This is a genomic window from Roseovarius sp., assembly GCF_965277045.1.
Classification (GTDB): domain Bacteria; phylum Pseudomonadota; class Alphaproteobacteria; order Rhodobacterales; family Rhodobacteraceae; genus Roseovarius.
Map to the genome: position 1 here is coordinate 970,512 of NZ_OZ255712.1, position 16,705 is coordinate 987,216.

Here is a 16,705-nt window from a genome sequence, read left to right on the forward strand (position 1 = left end):
CGCGCCCACTGTGGAGCGGGCCGGACCGGATTTGAAGCGAAAGCCCCGCCGCATGGTGGCGCGGCGGGGCCAGCGTTGACCTTAGTGGCCTTCGACGGCGGCACCGGCGCCACGGGGGACGCGGACGCTTTCGACGAGGTCCTTGATCTCCTGCGGGGTCTCTTTCGTGATGCTGGCGACGAAGAATGCCACCGCGAAGTTGACCGCCGCACCGATCGCCCCGAAGGAGGTCGACTTGACCGGACCCAGAAGCGGATCGGCATCGGTGAAGAGGTTGGTGTCGGGAATGAAGAACCAACCCTTGTGCAGGAAGATGTAGACCAGTGTCACGACCAGACCGGCAAGCATGCCCGCGACCGCGCCGACATTGTTGATGCGGGTCGAGAAGATTCCCATCATCAGCGCCGGGAAGATCGAGGCCGCCGCAAGCCCGAAGGCGAGCGCCACCGTCTGGGCGGCAAAGCCCGGTGGATTGAGGCCCAGAAGCACCGCCACCACGATCGCCGCGGCCATCGAGACCCGCGCCGCCATAAGCTCGGACCTCTCGGACATGTTCGGGGTCAGCTGACCCTTCAACAGGTCGTGCGAGACGGCGGAGGAAATGGCCAGCAGCAGACCCGCCGCCGTGGAAAGCGCGGCGGCAAGGCCACCGGCGGCCACGAGACCGATCACCCAGCCGGGCAGGTTGGCGATTTCCGGGTTGGCGAGCACCAGGATGTCCTGGTTGAAGTTCGTGAGCTCGTTACCCTGCCAACCGTTCGCCTCGGCCTTTTCCTGAAGCTCGGCATTGGCATCGTTGTAGTACTGGATCATGCCGTCGCCGTTCTTGTCTTCCCAGCCCAGGAGGCCGGTCGCTTCCCAGGTGGCCATCCAGGCGTATTCGGGCGAGGTTTCGATCTGCTCGACGCTGACGGCGGCGCCGTCGGTGCCGTTGGGCCACATCAGTTCCGAGATGTTCAGCCGCGCCATCGCGCCTACGGCCGGGGCCGTCAGGTAAAGCAGCGCAATGAAGACCAGCGTCCAGCCGGCGGACCAGCGAGCGTCGGACACGCGCGGCACGGTGAAGAAGCGCATGATGACGTGCGGTAGGCCGGCGGTGCCGATCATCAGCGACAGGGTGAAGAGCACCATGTTGATGGTCGAGCCATGCGCTGCCGTGTATTCGGCAAAGCCGAGATCGGTCACGATCTGGTTCAGCTTGGCAAGCAGCGGCTCGCCGTCCGAGGTGTCGCCGAAAAGACCGAGCGCCGGGATCGGGTTGCCCGTCAGTTGCAGCGAGATGAACACGGCCGGGATCGTGTAGGCCAGGATCAGCACGCAGTATTGCGCCACCTGGGTGTAGGTCACGCCCTTCATGCCGCCGAACACGGCATAGGCGAAGACCACGCAGGCCCCGATCATCAGGCCCCAGAAGGCGTCGATCTCGAGGAACCGGCCAAAGGCGATGCCCACGCCCTGCATTTGGCCGATCACGTAGGTGATGGAGGCCACCAGCAGGCAGATCACGGCCACGAGGCGCGCGGTCTTGGAGTAGAAGCGGTCGCCGATGAACTCGGACACGGTGAACTTGCCGAATTTGCGCAGGTAGGGCGCCAGGAGCAGGGCCAGTAGCACGTAGCCGCCCGTCCAGCCCATCAGGAAGGACGAGTTGTCATAGCCGGTGAAGGCGATGAGGCCCGCCATCGAGATGAAGGACGCTGCCGACATCCAGTCGGCCGCCGTGGCCATCCCGTTGGTGACCGGGTGCACGCCGCGACCGGCGGCGTAGAAATCCGCGGTCGAGCCCGCGCGGGCCCAGATCGCGATGCCGATATAGAGCGCGAAGGATGCGCCCACGAAGAGAAGATTGAGTGTGAACTGATCCATGGCGTTATTCCTCGTCCACGCCGTATTCACGGTCGAGCTTGTTCATCCGCCAGGCGTAGAAGAAGATCAGCGCCAGGAAGACGAGGATCGAGCCTTGCTGGGCGAACCAGAAGCCGAGATCGGTGCCGCCGACCCCGATGCCCGAAATGAGCGGGCGCAGGACGATCCCGAACCCGAAAGAGACCAGCGCCCAGATGACGAGGCTGATCAGGATGAGACGCACATTGGCTTTCCAATATTGCGCGCTTGTTTTGTCCAGAGACATGTGTGGGGTCCCTCCTCCTAGTGAAAAGGCCGGGCCGCGACATGCGGCCCGACCGGCGTTTCGTCATGTCGCCCGTTGCGACAGGACGGTGTCCAGCTGGGCGGCGATCTCGTCGATCGGGCCCATTGCGGGCACGCGGGAAAGCGCACCCTTGGATTGGTAATAGTCGATCAGGGGCGCGGTCTGGGCGTGATACGCCGCCAGCCGTTGCGCCACCGTTTCGGCATTGTCGTCGGCGCGGCGTTTCATGTCGGTGCCGCCGCAGGTGTCGCAGATGCCGGGTCTGGCCGTGGGCTTGAAACTGTCGTGGTAGCCCTCGCCGCAGCCGCCGCAGGTGAAGCGGCCCGAGATGCGCTCCACCATGGCGGCGTCGTCCACCTCGAGGCTGATGGCGGTGTCGATCTTTTGCCCGCTTTCGGCCAGCAGGGAGTCGAGCGCCTCTGCCTGCACTGCCGTGCGCGGGAAGCCGTCGAGGATGACGCCGTTCGCGCAATCGGGCTCGGCCAGGCGGTCGCGCAGGATGGCGATGACGATATCGTCGCTGACGAGGTTCCCCGCGTCCATGACGGCCTTCGCCTCGCGTCCTGCCGGGGTACCGGCAGCGACGGCGGCGCGCAAAAGATCGCCGGTGGAGAGTTGCACGAGCCCGTGCTTTTCCTCCAGCAGCCGGGCCTGCGTGCCCTTGCCCGCGCCCGGGGGGCCAAGCAGGATCAGGACCGGGGCGGTTGCGGGTGTTTTGGCGCCGTCCATGGTCAGTCCCCCCGGTTCATTCTGTTGTCGATGAGGTCGTCGACGACGTCTGGGTCTGCGAGGGTGGAGGTGTCGCCGAGCGCGCCGTAGTCGTCCTCGGCGATCTTGCGCAGGATGCGGCGCATGATCTTGCCGGAGCGGGTCTTGGGCAGGCCGGGGGCCCACTGGATCAGGTCGGGCTTGGCGATGGGGCCGATTTCCTGGCGGACCCAGTCCTGCAGCTCCTTGCGCAGCTCGTCGGAGGGTTCCTCGCCCGACATCAGCGTGACGTAGCAGTAGATGCCCTGGCCCTTGATGTCGTGCGGATAGCCCACTACGGCGGCCTCGGAGACCTTGGAATGCGCCACCAGCGCGCTTTCGACCTCGGCCGTGCCCATGCGGTGGCCCGAGACGTTGATCACGTCGTCGACCCGGCCCGTGATCCAGTAGTCGCCATCCTCGTCCCGGCGGCAGCCGTCGCCGGTGAAGTAATAGCCCTTGTACTGCTGGAAGTAGGTGTTCATGAACCGCTCGTGATCGCCCCAGACGGTGCGCATCTGGCCGGGCCAGCTGTCGGCGATGCAGAGCACGCCCTCGGCGGGGTTGCCCTCCACCGTCTTGCCGCTCTCGGGATCGAGCACCTCGAACTTCAGCCCGAAGAAGGGCTTCATCGCCGCGCCGGGCTTGGTGGCGTGGGCGCCGGGCAGGGGGGTCATCAGGTGCCCGCCGGTCTCGGTCTGCCACCAGGTGTCGACGATGGGGCAGGTGCCCTTGCCGACCACATTGTGGTACCAGTTCCAGGCCTCGGGGTTGATCGGCTCGCCCACGGTGCCCAGCACCTTGAGGTCGCTCAGATCGCACTTGGTGACGTACTCGTCGCCCTGGCCCATCAGGGCGCGGATGGCGGTGGGGGCGGTGTAGAACTGGTTCACTTTATGCTTTTCGCAGACCTGCCAGAAGCGGGAGGCATCCGGATAGGTCGGCACGCCCTCGAACATCAGCGTGGTGGCGCCGTTCGCGAGCGGCCCGTAGACGATGTAGCTGTGGCCGGTGACCCAACCCACATCAGCGGTGCACCAGTAGACGTCGCCCTCGTGGTAATCGAAGGTGATCTCGTGCGTCATGGCGGCGTAAACCAGATAGCCGCCGGTGGTGTGCACGACGCCCTTGGGCTGGCCGGTGGAGCCCGAGGTGTAGAGGATGAAGAGCGGGTCCTCGGCGTTCATTTCCTCGGGCTCGCAAGTGTCCTCGACCTTTTCGGCCTCTTCGTGCAGCCAGAAATCGAGGTCGCGGCGCCAGGCGATGGGATCGCCGGTGCGCTTGACCACGAGGCACTTGACGTCCGTCGTGTCGTGCAGGAGCGCCTGGTTGACGTTGTCCTTGAGCTTGGTCACGCGGCCGCCGCGGGGGGCGGTGTCGGCGGTGATGACGAGCTTGGCGTCGCAGCCGTTCACGCGCGCGCCGAGCGCGTCGGGGGAAAAGCCGGCGAAGACGATGGAATGGATGGCCCCGATGCGGGCGCAGGCGAGCATGGCATAGGCCGCCTCGGGGATCATCGGCAGGTAGAGCACGACGCGGTCGCCCTTTCCGACGCCGAGGTTCTTGAGCACGTTGGCCATGCGGCAGGTCTCGGCATGGAGCTGGCGGTAGGTGATGTGCTGGGCGTCGTCGCTGGGATCGTCGGGTTCCCAGATGATGGCGGTCTGGTCGGCGCGGTCGGCAAGGTGGCGGTCGATGCAGTTGGCGGCGACGTTGAGCGTGCCGTCCTCGAACCACTTGATGGAGACGTTTCCGTAGGTGTAATCGACATCCTTCACCTTGGAGTAAGGCTTGATCCAGTCGATGCGCTTGCCCTGCTCGCCCCAGAAGGCCTCGGGGTCCTTGATCGAGCCCGCGTACATCTCGTCATACTTGGCCGCGTCGACATGGGCCCTGGATACAAAATCGGAACTCGGCGGATAGGTTTGGGTATCTGTTTCCGGTTGCATTGTCATTTGTCTCCTCCTTTGCACGTGACACGCTCGCAGCCGTCCTGTCGAGTCAATCCGTGCTTTGGCGGTGTTATAAAAGTGTTCAGTAAAATTTTACAGTTAGCCATTAAGATCATTGACTTTTATTTGTAAATAATTTCCCCGTCTCGGCTGAAAAGTTGAGAAGAAATTTACAGAAACGATTATTTTCGAGTGTTTACCGCGCTCTAGTGTCGGGCGCCTCCCGGCATAGGTATGCCGTGGTGTGCAACCGGCCGCCCGAAACGGCTCACCTATAGCATGTGACACATTGTCAGGGCGCTTCTGTACGGCAGCCAGATGCGGATGAATCACCTTTGGACCGCGAGGGTATCGGCATCCGCCCCCTGTCGCGCGACAGGCTCAGGAGGTGGAGGTCCGGAAGACGAGGTGCTTCATGCCCAGATAGTTGACCGCGAGTGCGACCACCGATCCGCCGGCCAGCGCAACCACGGCGGTCGCGGCTGTGGCGCCGAGCGCAGACAGGATCAGGGCGTAAACCGCGAAGTTGACCGCTATGCCCGCGCCCTGAACGGCCGCATAGCCGGCATACTCGTGATGAAGCGATTTCCGACGCGTTGACGGGAATGTCCAGCGCCGGTTGAGCGCCCAGGTGACAGTCATGGCCACGGCAAAGCTGACCGCCCGCGACAGGTAGGCATCGCCGCCCAGGGTGATCAGCGTCCAGAGCAGGCCGGCGTCGATCGCGAAGCCGGCACTGCCCACGGTGAGAAACCGGACGAAGGATCGGGCGGGGCGGGTCATTTCCGGGTGGAAAAAGGCCCGCGTTCGTCGCGGCGGGCGCCGCGCAGGCCGAGCACTCCGGGAACCGAAAGGTATTGCATCCGCTTTGCTTCCTGCCGTCCGCGTGTGACCGTATCGAGGATGAGACCAACAGCCCCCATCAGGAATGCCAGGATCATCAGACTGGCCGACAGCACGGCGGTGGGCAGGCGCGGGACGAGGCCGGTGGCGAAATATTCGGCGAAGACCGGGCCGGCGAGTGTCAGCGACATGATCGCGAAGACGGAGGCGATGGTCGAGAATACCAGAAACGGGCGTTCCTGTTTCAGGAGCCTGGTGATTGTGCTGAGGATACGCAGCCCGTCTCGGATGCTGTTGAGCTTGCTTTCCGAACCGTCGGGACGGTCCTTGAAGCGGCCCGGCACCTCGGCGGTGAGCATGTCAAGCTCGAGCGCATGTACGGTCAGTTCGGTTTCGATCTCGAATCCGCGCGACATCATCGGGAAGGTCTTGACGAAGCGGCGCGAGAAGACGCGGAAGCCCGAGAGCATGTCGCTACTGCCACGGCCAAAGATCGTCCGGACAAGGCCTGAAAGGACTTGGTTCCCCAGCTTGTGGCCCGGGCGGTAGGCGGTGTCGGTTCCGGCAACCCGCACGCCGTTGACGAGATCCAGGCCTTCATCCGTCAGCCGGGACACCATCGCGGGGGCTGCGGTGGCGTCGTAGGTGTCGTCCCCGTCCACCATCACGAAGATGTCGGCCTCGACATCGGCGAACATGCGGCGCACCACGTGCCCTTTGCCCTGGCGAGGTTCGCGTCGGACGATCGCTCCGGCGCGGGCGGCGACCTCGGCGGTGCCATCGGACGAGTTGTTGTCGTAGACGTAAATATCGGCCTGCGGAAGGGCGGCGCGGAAGTCGCGCACGACGGTGCCGATGGCCGCCGCCTCGTTGAAGCAGGGGATCAGCACGGCGACGCGCGGGCCGGAGCCTTCAGTGGCCTGCGGATCGGCGTTGAATTCGCTGGGAAAAAGGACGGACATATGCGGCGCTCTTGCGGTCGGTTTCTGGATGCAGAAAAGCCGGTGAAACAGGCCAAAATGCGGCAAATCTGCGGATTTGTGAGGTTAATCGAAACAATGCTCTGGCGCAGGGGAAACACCTTCGGACGGTGTTGCGCCCGGCCGGGCATTAAGGCTTGCGCGGTCGGGGCTTCGTCGGGTTAGTGACCAAAACAAGAAATGAGAGGCCGAGGAATGCAGGACACGGCGAGAGAGAGCAGGTTATTCGCGATCGTGCTGCTGCTGGCGGTCTGCATGGTCGTGTTCCGGGCGGTGGCGACCGGGATGGCGCCGATAGACACCCTGAGTGTTTCGGACAACGACGACATCATGCGCTTCCTGATGGTGCGCGACTGGCTGGCGGGGCAGGGGTGGTACGACACCACGCAATACCGGATGCTGCCGCCCGAGGGGCTGGAGATGCACTGGTCGCGCTATATCGACCTTGGGATCGCGGCAATCATCCGGCCCCTGTCGCTGGTGATGACCGAGGCGCAGGCGGCGGCGGTTGCGCTGGTGGCATGGCCCACATTGCTGTTTGTGGCGCTAATCGTGCTCACAGGTCTGGCGGCGCGGCGGCTTTTCGGTGATATGGCGGCGCTCGTGGCGGTGGTGGCGGTGCTGCTGTGGCCGCCCACGGGGCTCACCTATTTCGCGCCCGCACGCATCGACCATCACAACGTGCAGATCCTGTTGACCACGCTGATGCTGATCACCGTGCTCTGGCCGGGCGCCTCGGCCCGCGGCGGCATAGTGGGAGGCCTTGCCGCGGCGCTGTCGCTGGCTGTGGGGCTGGAGACCATGATAACGATCGCCCTGGCCGGGCTGGTCCTGACGGTGCGGGCGATGATGTTCCAGGACGGCGCGGCGCGGCATTTGGCCGGCTTCTGCCTGTCGCTGGCCGGGGGGGCGACGCTGTTCTTCATGGGGCAGACGGCGCCGGGCGGATGGCTGGTGCCGCGATGCGACGAGCTGTCCTTGCCCTACCTGGCGCTGGCATGGACGGGCGCGGCGATTTGCATCGGCGTGGTGGCCCTGTCGCCGCGCCTGCCGAACCTGGCGTTGCGCGTGGTGCTGCTGGTGGCGCTGGCGGCGGCCGGGATCGTCGCCTTGAGCCCCCTGATAGGCCCCTGCGCAAGCGGACCCTATGACAGCCTGCCGCAAGAGGTGCAGGACCTGATAACCGGTCGGATCATCGAGGCGCGTCCGACCTTGCCTTACCTGTGGGAGGCCAATGGCCTGGGGTTCCGGTTCGTCGCACCCGCGGCGATGGCCGTACTGCTTGGCAGCCTGATCTGGGGCTGGCAGAGCCTGCAGGGCAGGACCGGCGCCGGGACACCGGCGCGGTTGGGCGTGTTGCTGCTTTTTGGCTGGCTTGGCGTGATCGGCGCGCTGTTCCAGATCCGGCTTGTATTGATGGGTGCGGCGGCGATACCGATGTTGGTCGGGGTCGTCGTTGCAACGCTGCTGGAGTGGGGAAGGGAAGGCCATTTCGGGCGGCTGGGGTCGGTGCCGGCGCTGTTGGCGGTCGTGCTGACCCTGATGACGCCGACGCTGCATGGCCTGACGCATGGCGGCGGCGGTGCAGGCTCCACGATGACGGCCTCCGGCGGGCAGTCTGTGGATGCGGATGCGTGCCGACAACCCGACATCCTGCGCAGCCTGAACTCGGTGCCCGAGGGCGTCATCCTGAGTTCCAGCAGCTATGGACCGCCGCTGTTGCTGCTGACCGGCCATGCGGCGTTGGCCGGCCCCTATCACCGCAGCGCGGACGCCATCGCGAACGGTGCCGTGCCGTTCGATGGCGATGAACAAACCCTGCGTGCCGCGCTGGAGCGTACCGGCGCGGACTACCTGTTGTTGTGCCGGGATGCGCATTACGGAGACGGGACATCCTTTGCTACGCAGTTGGCCGGGGGGCTTGCGGCCGGGGGGCTGGTGCCGGTGGACGGCCCCGCACCGGAGCTTGTTTTGCTGAGGGTCGAGCGCTGAAAGGCGGATGGCGGTCGGCGATGGTGCGGTGGATGTCGGCAACATGGCTTGACGCTGACCATGGTCCGGTCATTCTGTCGCCAGCGACAGGAGCAAGAGCATGACCGAATGGACAGGCGAAGCGGCCCCGGGCCGTCCGTGGTGGTGGGAGGCCGTGGAGCCCGAAGCCACCGAGGACGGCTTGCCCAATCATTGCGACGTGCTGGTCATCGGCGCGGGATATACCGGGCTGTCGGCGGCCATCGCGGCGCATGACAGCGGCGCAAGGGTGGTCGTGGCCGAGGCGGGTGTTCCGGGCGAGGGGGCCTCGAGCCGCAATGGCGGCATGGTCGGGGCGCATCCCCGGTTGAGCTGGGACAAGATGGCGGCGGCCTTCGGCGCCGATGTGGCCGACGATCTGCTGGCCGAGGCGGCGCCCGCGCTGGACTGGGCGAAGGCGTTCATCGAGCACGAGAAAATCCAGTGCGATTTCGAGGTCACGGGCCGGGTGCAACTGGCCTACACACGCGCGCATTTCGAGGGGCAGAAGCGGCTGGCCGACAAGGTGCGCGAGAAAAGCCGGGTGGAGGTGGAACTGGTCGAGCGGTCCGACCTTGGACGCGAGATCGACACGGGTCTCTATCACGGCGGTCTTCTCTTTCCGCAGCACGGGGCGTTGCATCCGGCGAAGTATCATCGCGGAATGCTGGAGGCGGTTCGGCGGCGCGGTGTCCCCGTCGTCAGCCACGCGCGGGTCGAAGCAATGACGCGGGAGGGCACGCGACTGGTGGCGCAGACAGCCAAGGGCCCGATCCGGTCCGAGAAGGTGGTATTGGCCACCAACGGCTATACGACGCGGCCTTTTGAATGGCACCTCCGGCGCGTGTTTCCGCTGCCGAGCTTCATCATTGCGACGGAAGAACTGCCCGAGAACCTGATCGGGCACCTTGCGCCCGGACGGCGCATGATGGTCGAAACCCGCGCGCGGCACAGCTATTTCAGGATATCGCCCGATGGCAAACGGGTGCTTTTCGGCGGACGGGCGGCCATGCGGGACGTGCCTTTGCACATCGCGGCGCAAAGGCAACGGCAGACGATGGTGGAGGTCTGGCCCGAGTTGGCAGAGGCGAAGCTGAGCCATGTCTGGAGCGGCTATACCGGGTTCAGTTTCGCGCAAATGCCGCATGTCGGCCAACATGACGGCGTCTGCTTCGCCATGGGCTTCAGCGGCTCGGGCACCGTGATGGCGCCGTATCTTGGCGCCAAGGCGGGCTGGCTGGCCGTCGGTGATGCACGCGCCGAGACGGCCTATGCAAGAACGCGCCTGCCGCGTCACGTGCTGCATCCGTTCGACAGGCCGCATTTTCTGAAGGCCGCCGACCTTGTTTTTCGTCACTGGGTGGACCGGGCCGAGGCATGGCAGGCGCGGCGGTCGTGACGAGGTTCGCGCCGCGAAACGAGTGCAGGGGTCTGCACCGGCAAAAGGTGGTGTTGCGATGAAAAACCCATGCATCAAGCCGTCGCGCCTTTGGCTGGCTTGGCTGATGGGTCTGGCGGTTGCCGGGCCCAGCCAAGGGGCGGCGACGGAGTCGTTCGCGGACGATTGGACGGCGCGGAAATGCGAACTCTACGAGCAGGCCGTGCGGGACGCGATTACCTTGCAGGGGCCGGAGGGGCTGCGGATGGCGTTTCTGACCAGCAACCAGGAGTTCATAGATGCGCAATGTGCCGTGCGCGTCGAGATTTGTCCGATGACGCCCGAGGAATGGACGCTGGCCGACACCCTGCTGAAGATGACGATGAACGAGGGGATGGCCAGTACCTTCGTGCCGTTCGGGTGCCCCTAGGGGTTCCGGCGCTAACCGTCGCGCGCCCGCACGAGCATGAGGAGACCTATCGTGACAAGTGCGATGCCGGTCCATTCCAGCGGCCCGGGAATTTCCGACAGGACCGGGATCGCCAGAAGCGCCGCAGAGGCCGGGACGGCAGCGGAAAAGCCAGCCGTGTGAGTCGGACCCAGATGGTTGGCGGCGATGGCGAAGCACACCATGGCGAGGATGCCCGGACCCAGGCCCTGGTAGGCGGCTTGGAACAGGATCGTGCCGGTGTCGGCCTGCGCCAGGCCTGACGGTAGCCAGAAATACCACAACGGCAGAAAGACAATCGCGTTGGGCACGTTGATGACGACCAGCGCCTGTCGCGGTGTCAGCCGCCAGCGGCGGACGCCGAAGATATAGATCGACTGGATCGCCGCAGCGGTCAGGAAAAGCACGATCCCCAGCGCGGCGCCGTCTCCGGTGGTCCGGATGCCGGTGACCGCAACGAGGACTGCACCCAGGGTCACGATCACGAGGCTGACCAGTTGCAGCCGATTGGGCAATGCGCCCGTGAAAACGGTGACCAGCAGCACGGTGAAAAACGGCAGCGCCCCGTTGGTGAAAACGCCCGCGTAGGCCGCGGAGGTGTACCTGAGGCCCATGTAGACCAGCATCGCGTAAAGCGCACCGGAGCCGCAGAGCACGATAAGAACGATCGGGGTGAGGCCGAGGTGGCGCGGCCACCACGCCCATGCGACGGGCAGGGTCAGCACTCCGGTCACCATGAAGCGCAGCGCGGTGATATCGCCGGGCGTCAGCGCCGTCTGCACGCCGGCCCGCGAAAAAACGATGAAGCCGGACCAGATCACCAGGACGCCGAAGGCGGCGAAAAGCCCGAGCGTGCGGTTCTGGATGTCGTCGGGCAGGGCGGTGCGGGCTGTCATGGCGCGATCAGTGGCAGAGGGTCGGGAAGGTGTCCATAGGCGTCGGCGCCTCGTCGGTATTGCGTCTGTCCCGAAACGCAAGAACGCCGGCCCGGGGAGGGGCCGGCGTTCAGCCTGTGTGGGGGAGGTGTTACTCCCGCGCTTCCTCTTCGAACACCCGCTTTATGCGTTCAGGACTGCGGGCCGCCGCCTCGTCGCCGTCGAGTTCACGGCGTTCGATCCTGGCCTGCAGGACATGGAACCCAAGCCAGAACAGGACGCCGACGATCACGAGGATCATTTCGGTGCCGACCATGGGATAGATCGGGCCGATCTGCGACAGGTCCGCATCTGCCCAGGTTTCTACAGCTGTCGTTGACATGTCGTGACCCTCCTCAAGTCAGCAGGCCAAGGCGCTTGGCCTCGGCGATGTCGGCTTCGGACACCTCTATGGCATCCATTTCCTCGGCGATCTCCTCGGACATGTCGAGTCCGACGAGTTCGACCGCGGGCGGTACGCGCAGCATGCCCATGCCCATCAGGATCTTGGACACGATGAAGGCGGGCAGGAAGCCCAACACGAAGAACATGATGACCGCGCCGGCAAACTGGCCCCAGGGCGTGATAACCGCGACAGTCTCGTGATAGGCCGCCGTGGCCGGGTGGCCCCAGAGCATGAAGCCGCAGATCACCAGACCGATGAAGCCTGCGTAGCCGTGCACGGCCACCGCCCCCACCGGATCGTCGAGCTTGAAGCGGCGTTCGACCCAGAAGTGCAGCTTGTAGGCGCAGACGGCGCCGACCGCGCCGATCAGCATGGCCTGGATCGGGTGGTAGAGGTCATTCCCGGCAGAGGCCGTAATGACCCCGGCCAGGCCAGCGGAGTAGGTCCAGAACGCTTCGCCCTTCGATACGACGTAGCCGGCCAGAAGCCCACCCGAGAGCGACATCAGGAAGTTGAACACGATGGCCGACAGGGTTGTAGGCGTGAGGTAGATGGTTGTCGCGGTGAAGTTCACCACGCCTTCCGCGCCGCCCAGCGTGCCGTGGTCGATGATCGGCACGTTGCAGGCGACGTAGAAGCCCCAGAAGCCGCAATAGATCAGGAAGAGCCCGATCGTCACCAGCCATTTGTTGTGCGGATTGATGTTGCGCGGGGTGCCGTCGGGAGCGAACTTGCCGATCCTTGGCCCCAGCACGACGATCACGCCGAGCGCGAAGCCGCCCGCGATGGCGTGGATCACGCCCGACGCATAGGCATCGTGATAGCCAAGCTGGGTGACCATCCAGCCATCCGGGTGCCAGCCCCAGGCCGCGTCGATGATCCAGGTGCCCGAGCCGATGACCACGGCCAGGATCCAGAAGGCGGTGGGGCGGATGCGTTCGATGGTGGCGCCCGACACGATCGAGGCCGCGGTCCAGCTGAACAGCAGGAAGGCCGCCCAGAACACACCGTTCAGGCGGTTCCAGAAGCCATTGCCGAGTTCGGCGCCGTAGCCTTGCGCGCTTTCGAGCGCCGGTCCGGGGCCGCCAAGGTGCGTGCCCATCAGTTCGGACCAAGGCACGGCGTTGTCGGATTGCGTGATCCCGCCGGTGATGCCGGGGCCGTTGGGGAGGGCGAAGTAGATCCACCACCCGAAGAAAAAGAAGGTGATGGTCACCAGCGGCATGAGCATGGTGTTCTTCATCACGGTATGCATGTGGTTCTTGTGGCGGCTGGCGCCGACCTCGTACATGCAGAAGCCGACGTGGATCAGGAACATGAGCGGTACGGTCACCCAATAATAGAACTCGGTGAAGATCACCGTCAGTGCACCGATATCGGTATCCAATTTACTGTCCTCCCAGTGTGGTGCGACCCGTAAGGCGACAGGAGGAGCGCGCCGACCGGGTGCACCTATTTTCATTTGCCGGCCGCTCTTGAACGGGGCCGATGTCCGGGCGGAGCTTTGCCTTTGGGCTGCCCGGATAAGGGCAGAATGCTTAATTGTTAGGCTGTTTGCCAACAATAAATTAACACAGTGAATAAAAACTTCCTTTGAAGAAATAAATTCTGCCGAATTGTCGCGGGGTTGCAGCGAAAACTCTGGGCAGCGGCGCATGGCGGACGCAGCGACGCGTGTCGTGTTTGGGGCAGGTTTTGTCGGATTTCATCGCCTTGCGAAGAATCGGGCGCCCGCGCGTCGCAAGATTACTTGAGCTCGACCTCGACAAAGCTCATCGGGACGTCGCCGGCGTTGATGACGTTGTGTTCCACGCCCTGTGCGCGGGCATAGGCGGTGCCGGCGGGCACGACCGTCTCGCGCGTCTGGCCACCGGGCTCTTCGAGGTGCATGTGGCAGTCGGTGATCGCGGTGATGACATAGTCGTGGTCATGGACGTGCCAGCCGGTCTGCTGACCCGGCGCGAAGTCGAACCGGGTGACGCGGGTGCGGGTGTCGTCGATGAGCACGGTTGCCGTGCAGGTCATGGTCATGACGCGCCTCTTGGGTTGAATGCCGGGGCGCAGGGGCTTGCGCATGGCGGCGGGGCGGGTCACCAATACGCGACAGCCGGAACGAAAGGAAGGCCGCATGACACAGGCGCGACAGGCAGAGAGCGTGTGCGAGGTGGTTGAGGCCGGCCTGTGCATCGGGTGCGGCCTGTGCGAGGCGCTTGCCCCGGCACGCTGGGTCATGGTGATGAACCGGCACGGACGTCTGCGGCCTGCGCCGGTCGGCGCCGAGGATCCGGAGGCTGACGCCGGGATCCTGTCCGCCTGTCCGGGGGTGGTGGCCGAGGCGGAGGCCAGAGGCGACCAGGAAGATCCGGTCTGGGGCAGCTATACGCATATGGGCGAGGCCTGGGCCGGGGACTCCGACATACGGTTTCGCGCGGCCTCGGGCGGGGTGCTGACGGCGCTGGGCGTGCATCTGTTGCGCACGGGCAAGGCCGCGTTTGTCCTGCATTGCGCCGCGGACCCGGAGCGACCGATGCGGTCGCGTTGGGTGATGTCCGACACGCCTGAAGAGGTCGCGCAGAGGGCCGGGTCGCGCTATGGCCCAAGCGATACGCTGGCCGGGCTGGAGGCGGCGCTGGCGCGGAGCGAGCCCTTTGCGATCATCGCCAAGCCCTGCGACGCGTGCGCCGTGAGGGCCCGGGCCAAGGCGGATGCGCGGCTGGACAGCCTGCTGGTGGCCGTCCTTGTCATGGTTTGCGGCGGGGCATCGGACCTGGGCAAGTCGCAGGCGGTGCTGGACGAGCTGGGTGTGGCGGAGGACGACCTCACGCTGTTTCGCTATCGCGGGCATGGCAACCCGGGGCCGACCCGGATCGAGACGCGGGACGGACGGCATTTCGAGAAGACCTATAACGAGATGTGGGCGGACGAGGCGGGCTGGCGGATCCAGAGCCGCTGCAAGCTTTGTCCCGATGCGATTGGCGAGGCGGCGGATGTGGCGGCGGCCGATATCTGGCCCGGAGCGGAGCCCGAGGGAGAAGACGAAGGGTTCAACGGCGTGATCGTGCGCTCGCCCGCGGGGCAGGCGCTGTTCGACGCGGCCGTCGCGGCCGGAGACCTGGTGCGCGGTGCCGATCATCTGCCGCGCGACTATGACCGGTTTCAGCCGCACCAGGTGCACCGCAAGCGGGCCATGGCCGCGCGGTTGCGCGGATTGGCGGCGGCGGGACGGCCCGTTTACGCGCACAAGGGCCTGCGGCTGGATGCGCTGGACTCTAAAGACCCGGACGAGGAGGCGGGTGCCTTGCGGCGCGCTAAGGCCGGCCGGTTCGATGACGAGGTTCCCGAAAGATGATGCAGAAAGCCTTTAGCGAGGATGAGGCCATCGGAATGCTGGTAGGGCTGGCCGTGGGCGACGCGGTGGGCACCACGCTGGAATTCCGTGCGCGCGGCAGTTTCGAGCCCATCACCGATATGGTGGGGGGCGGGCCGTTCAACCTGGAACCCGGCAAGTGGACCGACGACACCTCGATGGCGATGTGTCTGGCGCAAATGCTGCGCTCGGCCAATGGCTGGGACGCCGAGGATGCGATGAGGCGATTCGTGAACTGGCGCGACAACGGCTACCTGTCGTCGACGCGGGTGTGTTTCGATATCGGCATGCAGACCGACGCGGCCCTGACCCGGTTTCAGCAGACAGGGAACCCTTATGCCGGGCCGGTGGAGGACGAAAAGAGCGGCAACGGCGGCATCATGCGGCTGGCGCCGGTGGTGATCGCCTACGGTGCGGCGAAGGAAAGCGCGATGGCGGTGGCGCGGCTGCAAAGCCGCCTGACCCACGCCAGCCCGCTCTGCCAGCGGGCGGCGGCGAACATGGCGGAGTTCCTGGTGACGGGGGATCGAAGCCTGTTGCCGCGCCCGGAGGCGCCACCGGACGAGGCCAGCGGCTACGTGGTGCACACGCTGCACGCGGCGTTCTGGGCGCTGACGCAGGGCGATACGTTTCGCGACGTCGTTCTGGCCGGCGTGAACCTTGGTGGCGACGCCGACACGGTGGGCGCCGTGGTGGGACAGATGGCGGGGCGTCTTTATGGCTATGACGGTATCCCCGAGGAGTGGCGCGCGCGCCTTTACGACCATGACAAGATCAAAATGGCGGCGCAGGACCTGTATGCCCTGCGCCCGGTCGACCTGTAACGGAAAGGAAAGTCGATGAGCCTGTTCGATGAGGACCTGTTTCTGAAAGGGCTGGAGCAGAGGAAGGCCACGCTGGGGGCCGAGTATGTGGAAAAGAACCTTGCCGCCGCGGACGAGTTCACCCGGCCGTTCCAGGAGGCGATGACCGCCTGGTGCTGGGGATTCGGATGGGGCGACGAGGTGATCGACGCCAAGACCCGGAGCATGATGAACCTGAGCATGATCGGGGCACTGGGCAAGATGAACGAATTCGATATCCACTGTCGCGGGGCGCTGAACAATGGCGTCACCAAGGAAGAGATTCGCGCCATCGTTCATGTCGTGGCGATCTATTGCGGGGTGCCGCAGGGACTGGAGTGCTTTCGCCACGCGCGCAAGGTGCTGGAAGAACGGGGTCTGTGACGGGAAGACCGTCTTTTCAGGCGGTCCCGGGTGGACACGGAGGGGCTCTGGCCCGTGCGCCATGCTGTGCTTGCACCCGCAGGGGGCGCGAACCCGGTCCGTTTGTGATTGCGATATGCCCGAAGGGCCTGTCGTTGACTGCGGGGCTGGTGTCGTGCACGCGGACCGAGGCCACGAGGCCCCGGGCGCGTGCAGGCAGTGTGACGGAAATGTCGCGCCGCCGCGCCGAGTCGCGCAATACCCGGTCCGGCGAGTCGCCGCGCGGCCCCGGAAAGCCGAACC

At 65.4% G+C, this 16,705-nt stretch carries 16 protein-coding genes; 6 read left to right on the top strand and 10 right to left on the bottom strand.

Annotation, left to right across the window (positions count from 1 at the left end; all coding sequences use genetic code 11):
• Positions 1 to 81: 81 nt before the first annotated feature.
• The 6 genes from ACQY4V_RS04755 to ACQY4V_RS04780 all read right to left on the bottom strand — a co-directional run bounded on the left by ACQY4V_RS04755 (position 82) and on the right by ACQY4V_RS04780 (position 6,656).
• Positions 82 to 1,866 carry a sodium:solute symporter family protein gene (locus ACQY4V_RS04755; protein WP_428515746.1) on the bottom strand — a complete coding sequence of 595 codons (1,785 nt, stop codon included), beginning with the start codon at positions 1,864 to 1,866 and terminating at the stop codon, positions 82 to 84.
• Between the two features lie 4 nt (positions 1,867 to 1,870).
• Positions 1,871 to 2,131, bottom strand: coding sequence for a DUF4212 domain-containing protein (locus tag ACQY4V_RS04760; protein WP_222449794.1), 261 nt, complete (start codon positions 2,129 to 2,131; stop codon positions 1,871 to 1,873).
• Positions 2,132 to 2,194: 63 nt separating this feature from the next.
• The gene (locus ACQY4V_RS04765) at positions 2,195 to 2,881 is read right to left on the bottom strand and encodes an adenylate kinase (RefSeq protein ID WP_428515747.1); all 687 of its coding nucleotides are present in this window, start codon (positions 2,879 to 2,881) and stop codon (positions 2,195 to 2,197) included.
• Between the two features lie 2 nt (positions 2,882 to 2,883).
• A complete protein-coding gene (acs, locus tag ACQY4V_RS04770; RefSeq protein WP_428517160.1) occupies positions 2,884 to 4,848 on the bottom strand; it encodes an acetate--CoA ligase in 1,965 nt (654 codons plus the stop codon).
• Between the two features lie 384 nt (positions 4,849 to 5,232).
• Entirely contained in the window at positions 5,233 to 5,634 is a 402-nt protein-coding gene (locus tag ACQY4V_RS04775) for a GtrA family protein (protein WP_428515748.1), read from the bottom strand.
• Positions 5,631 to 6,656, bottom strand: coding sequence for a glycosyltransferase family 2 protein (locus ACQY4V_RS04780; protein WP_428515749.1), 1,026 nt, complete (start codon positions 6,654 to 6,656; stop codon positions 5,631 to 5,633). Before ACQY4V_RS04780 ends, ACQY4V_RS04775 begins: the two co-directional genes overlap by 4 nt.
• 213 nt (positions 6,657 to 6,869) lie before the next feature.
• On the opposite strand from ACQY4V_RS04780, the gene ACQY4V_RS04785 reads away from it, so the two are divergent.
• The 3 genes from ACQY4V_RS04785 to ACQY4V_RS04795 all read left to right on the top strand — a co-directional run bounded on the left by ACQY4V_RS04785 (position 6,870) and on the right by ACQY4V_RS04795 (position 10,492).
• Positions 6,870 to 8,666: a hypothetical protein gene (locus tag ACQY4V_RS04785; protein ID WP_428515750.1), complete on the top strand. Its 1,797-nt coding sequence runs from the start codon at positions 6,870 to 6,872 to the stop codon at positions 8,664 to 8,666.
• 100 nt (positions 8,667 to 8,766) lie between these two features.
• Positions 8,767 to 10,083, top strand: coding sequence for an NAD(P)/FAD-dependent oxidoreductase (locus tag ACQY4V_RS04790; RefSeq protein ID WP_428515751.1), 1,317 nt, complete (start codon positions 8,767 to 8,769; stop codon positions 10,081 to 10,083).
• A 58-nt stretch (positions 10,084 to 10,141) separates the two neighbouring features.
• Entirely contained in the window at positions 10,142 to 10,492 is a 351-nt protein-coding gene (locus ACQY4V_RS04795; protein WP_428515752.1) for a hypothetical protein, read from the top strand.
• An 11-nt stretch (positions 10,493 to 10,503) separates the two neighbouring features.
• On the opposite strand, the gene ACQY4V_RS04800 is transcribed toward ACQY4V_RS04795, so the two are convergent.
• The 4 genes from ACQY4V_RS04800 to ACQY4V_RS04815 all read right to left on the bottom strand — a co-directional run bounded on the left by ACQY4V_RS04800 (position 10,504) and on the right by ACQY4V_RS04815 (position 13,861).
• Positions 10,504 to 11,406, bottom strand: a complete 903-nt coding sequence (locus ACQY4V_RS04800; protein ID WP_428515753.1) for a DMT family transporter — start codon at positions 11,404 to 11,406, stop codon at positions 10,504 to 10,506.
• A gap of 130 nt (positions 11,407 to 11,536) precedes the next feature.
• On the bottom strand, positions 11,537 to 11,767 hold the full coding sequence (locus ACQY4V_RS04805; protein WP_428515754.1) for a hypothetical protein: 231 nt from the start codon (positions 11,765 to 11,767) through the stop codon (positions 11,537 to 11,539).
• Between the two features lie 13 nt (positions 11,768 to 11,780).
• Entirely contained in the window at positions 11,781 to 13,217 is a 1,437-nt protein-coding gene (locus ACQY4V_RS04810; RefSeq protein WP_428515755.1) for an ammonium transporter, read from the bottom strand.
• A gap of 359 nt (positions 13,218 to 13,576) precedes the next feature.
• On the bottom strand, positions 13,577 to 13,861 hold the full coding sequence (locus tag ACQY4V_RS04815; protein ID WP_057793794.1) for a cupin domain-containing protein: 285 nt from the start codon (positions 13,859 to 13,861) through the stop codon (positions 13,577 to 13,579).
• Between the two features lie 97 nt (positions 13,862 to 13,958).
• Between ACQY4V_RS04815 and ACQY4V_RS04820 the strand changes: the two genes are divergently transcribed.
• From ACQY4V_RS04820 to ACQY4V_RS04830, 3 genes are read left to right on the top strand one after another with little or no spacing between them, the layout of a single operon-like run.
• Entirely contained in the window at positions 13,959 to 15,179 is a 1,221-nt protein-coding gene (locus tag ACQY4V_RS04820; RefSeq protein ID WP_428515756.1) for a Coenzyme F420 hydrogenase/dehydrogenase, beta subunit C-terminal domain, read from the top strand.
• Entirely contained in the window at positions 15,179 to 16,021 is an 843-nt protein-coding gene (locus ACQY4V_RS04825; RefSeq protein ID WP_428515757.1) for an ADP-ribosylglycohydrolase family protein, read from the top strand. The genes ACQY4V_RS04820 and ACQY4V_RS04825 overlap by 1 nt, the downstream gene beginning before the upstream one ends.
• A 15-nt stretch (positions 16,022 to 16,036) precedes the next feature.
• Positions 16,037 to 16,423: a carboxymuconolactone decarboxylase family protein gene (locus ACQY4V_RS04830; protein WP_428515758.1), complete on the top strand. Its 387-nt coding sequence runs from the start codon at positions 16,037 to 16,039 to the stop codon at positions 16,421 to 16,423.
• The last annotated feature ends 282 nt before the right edge of the window (positions 16,424 to 16,705 follow it).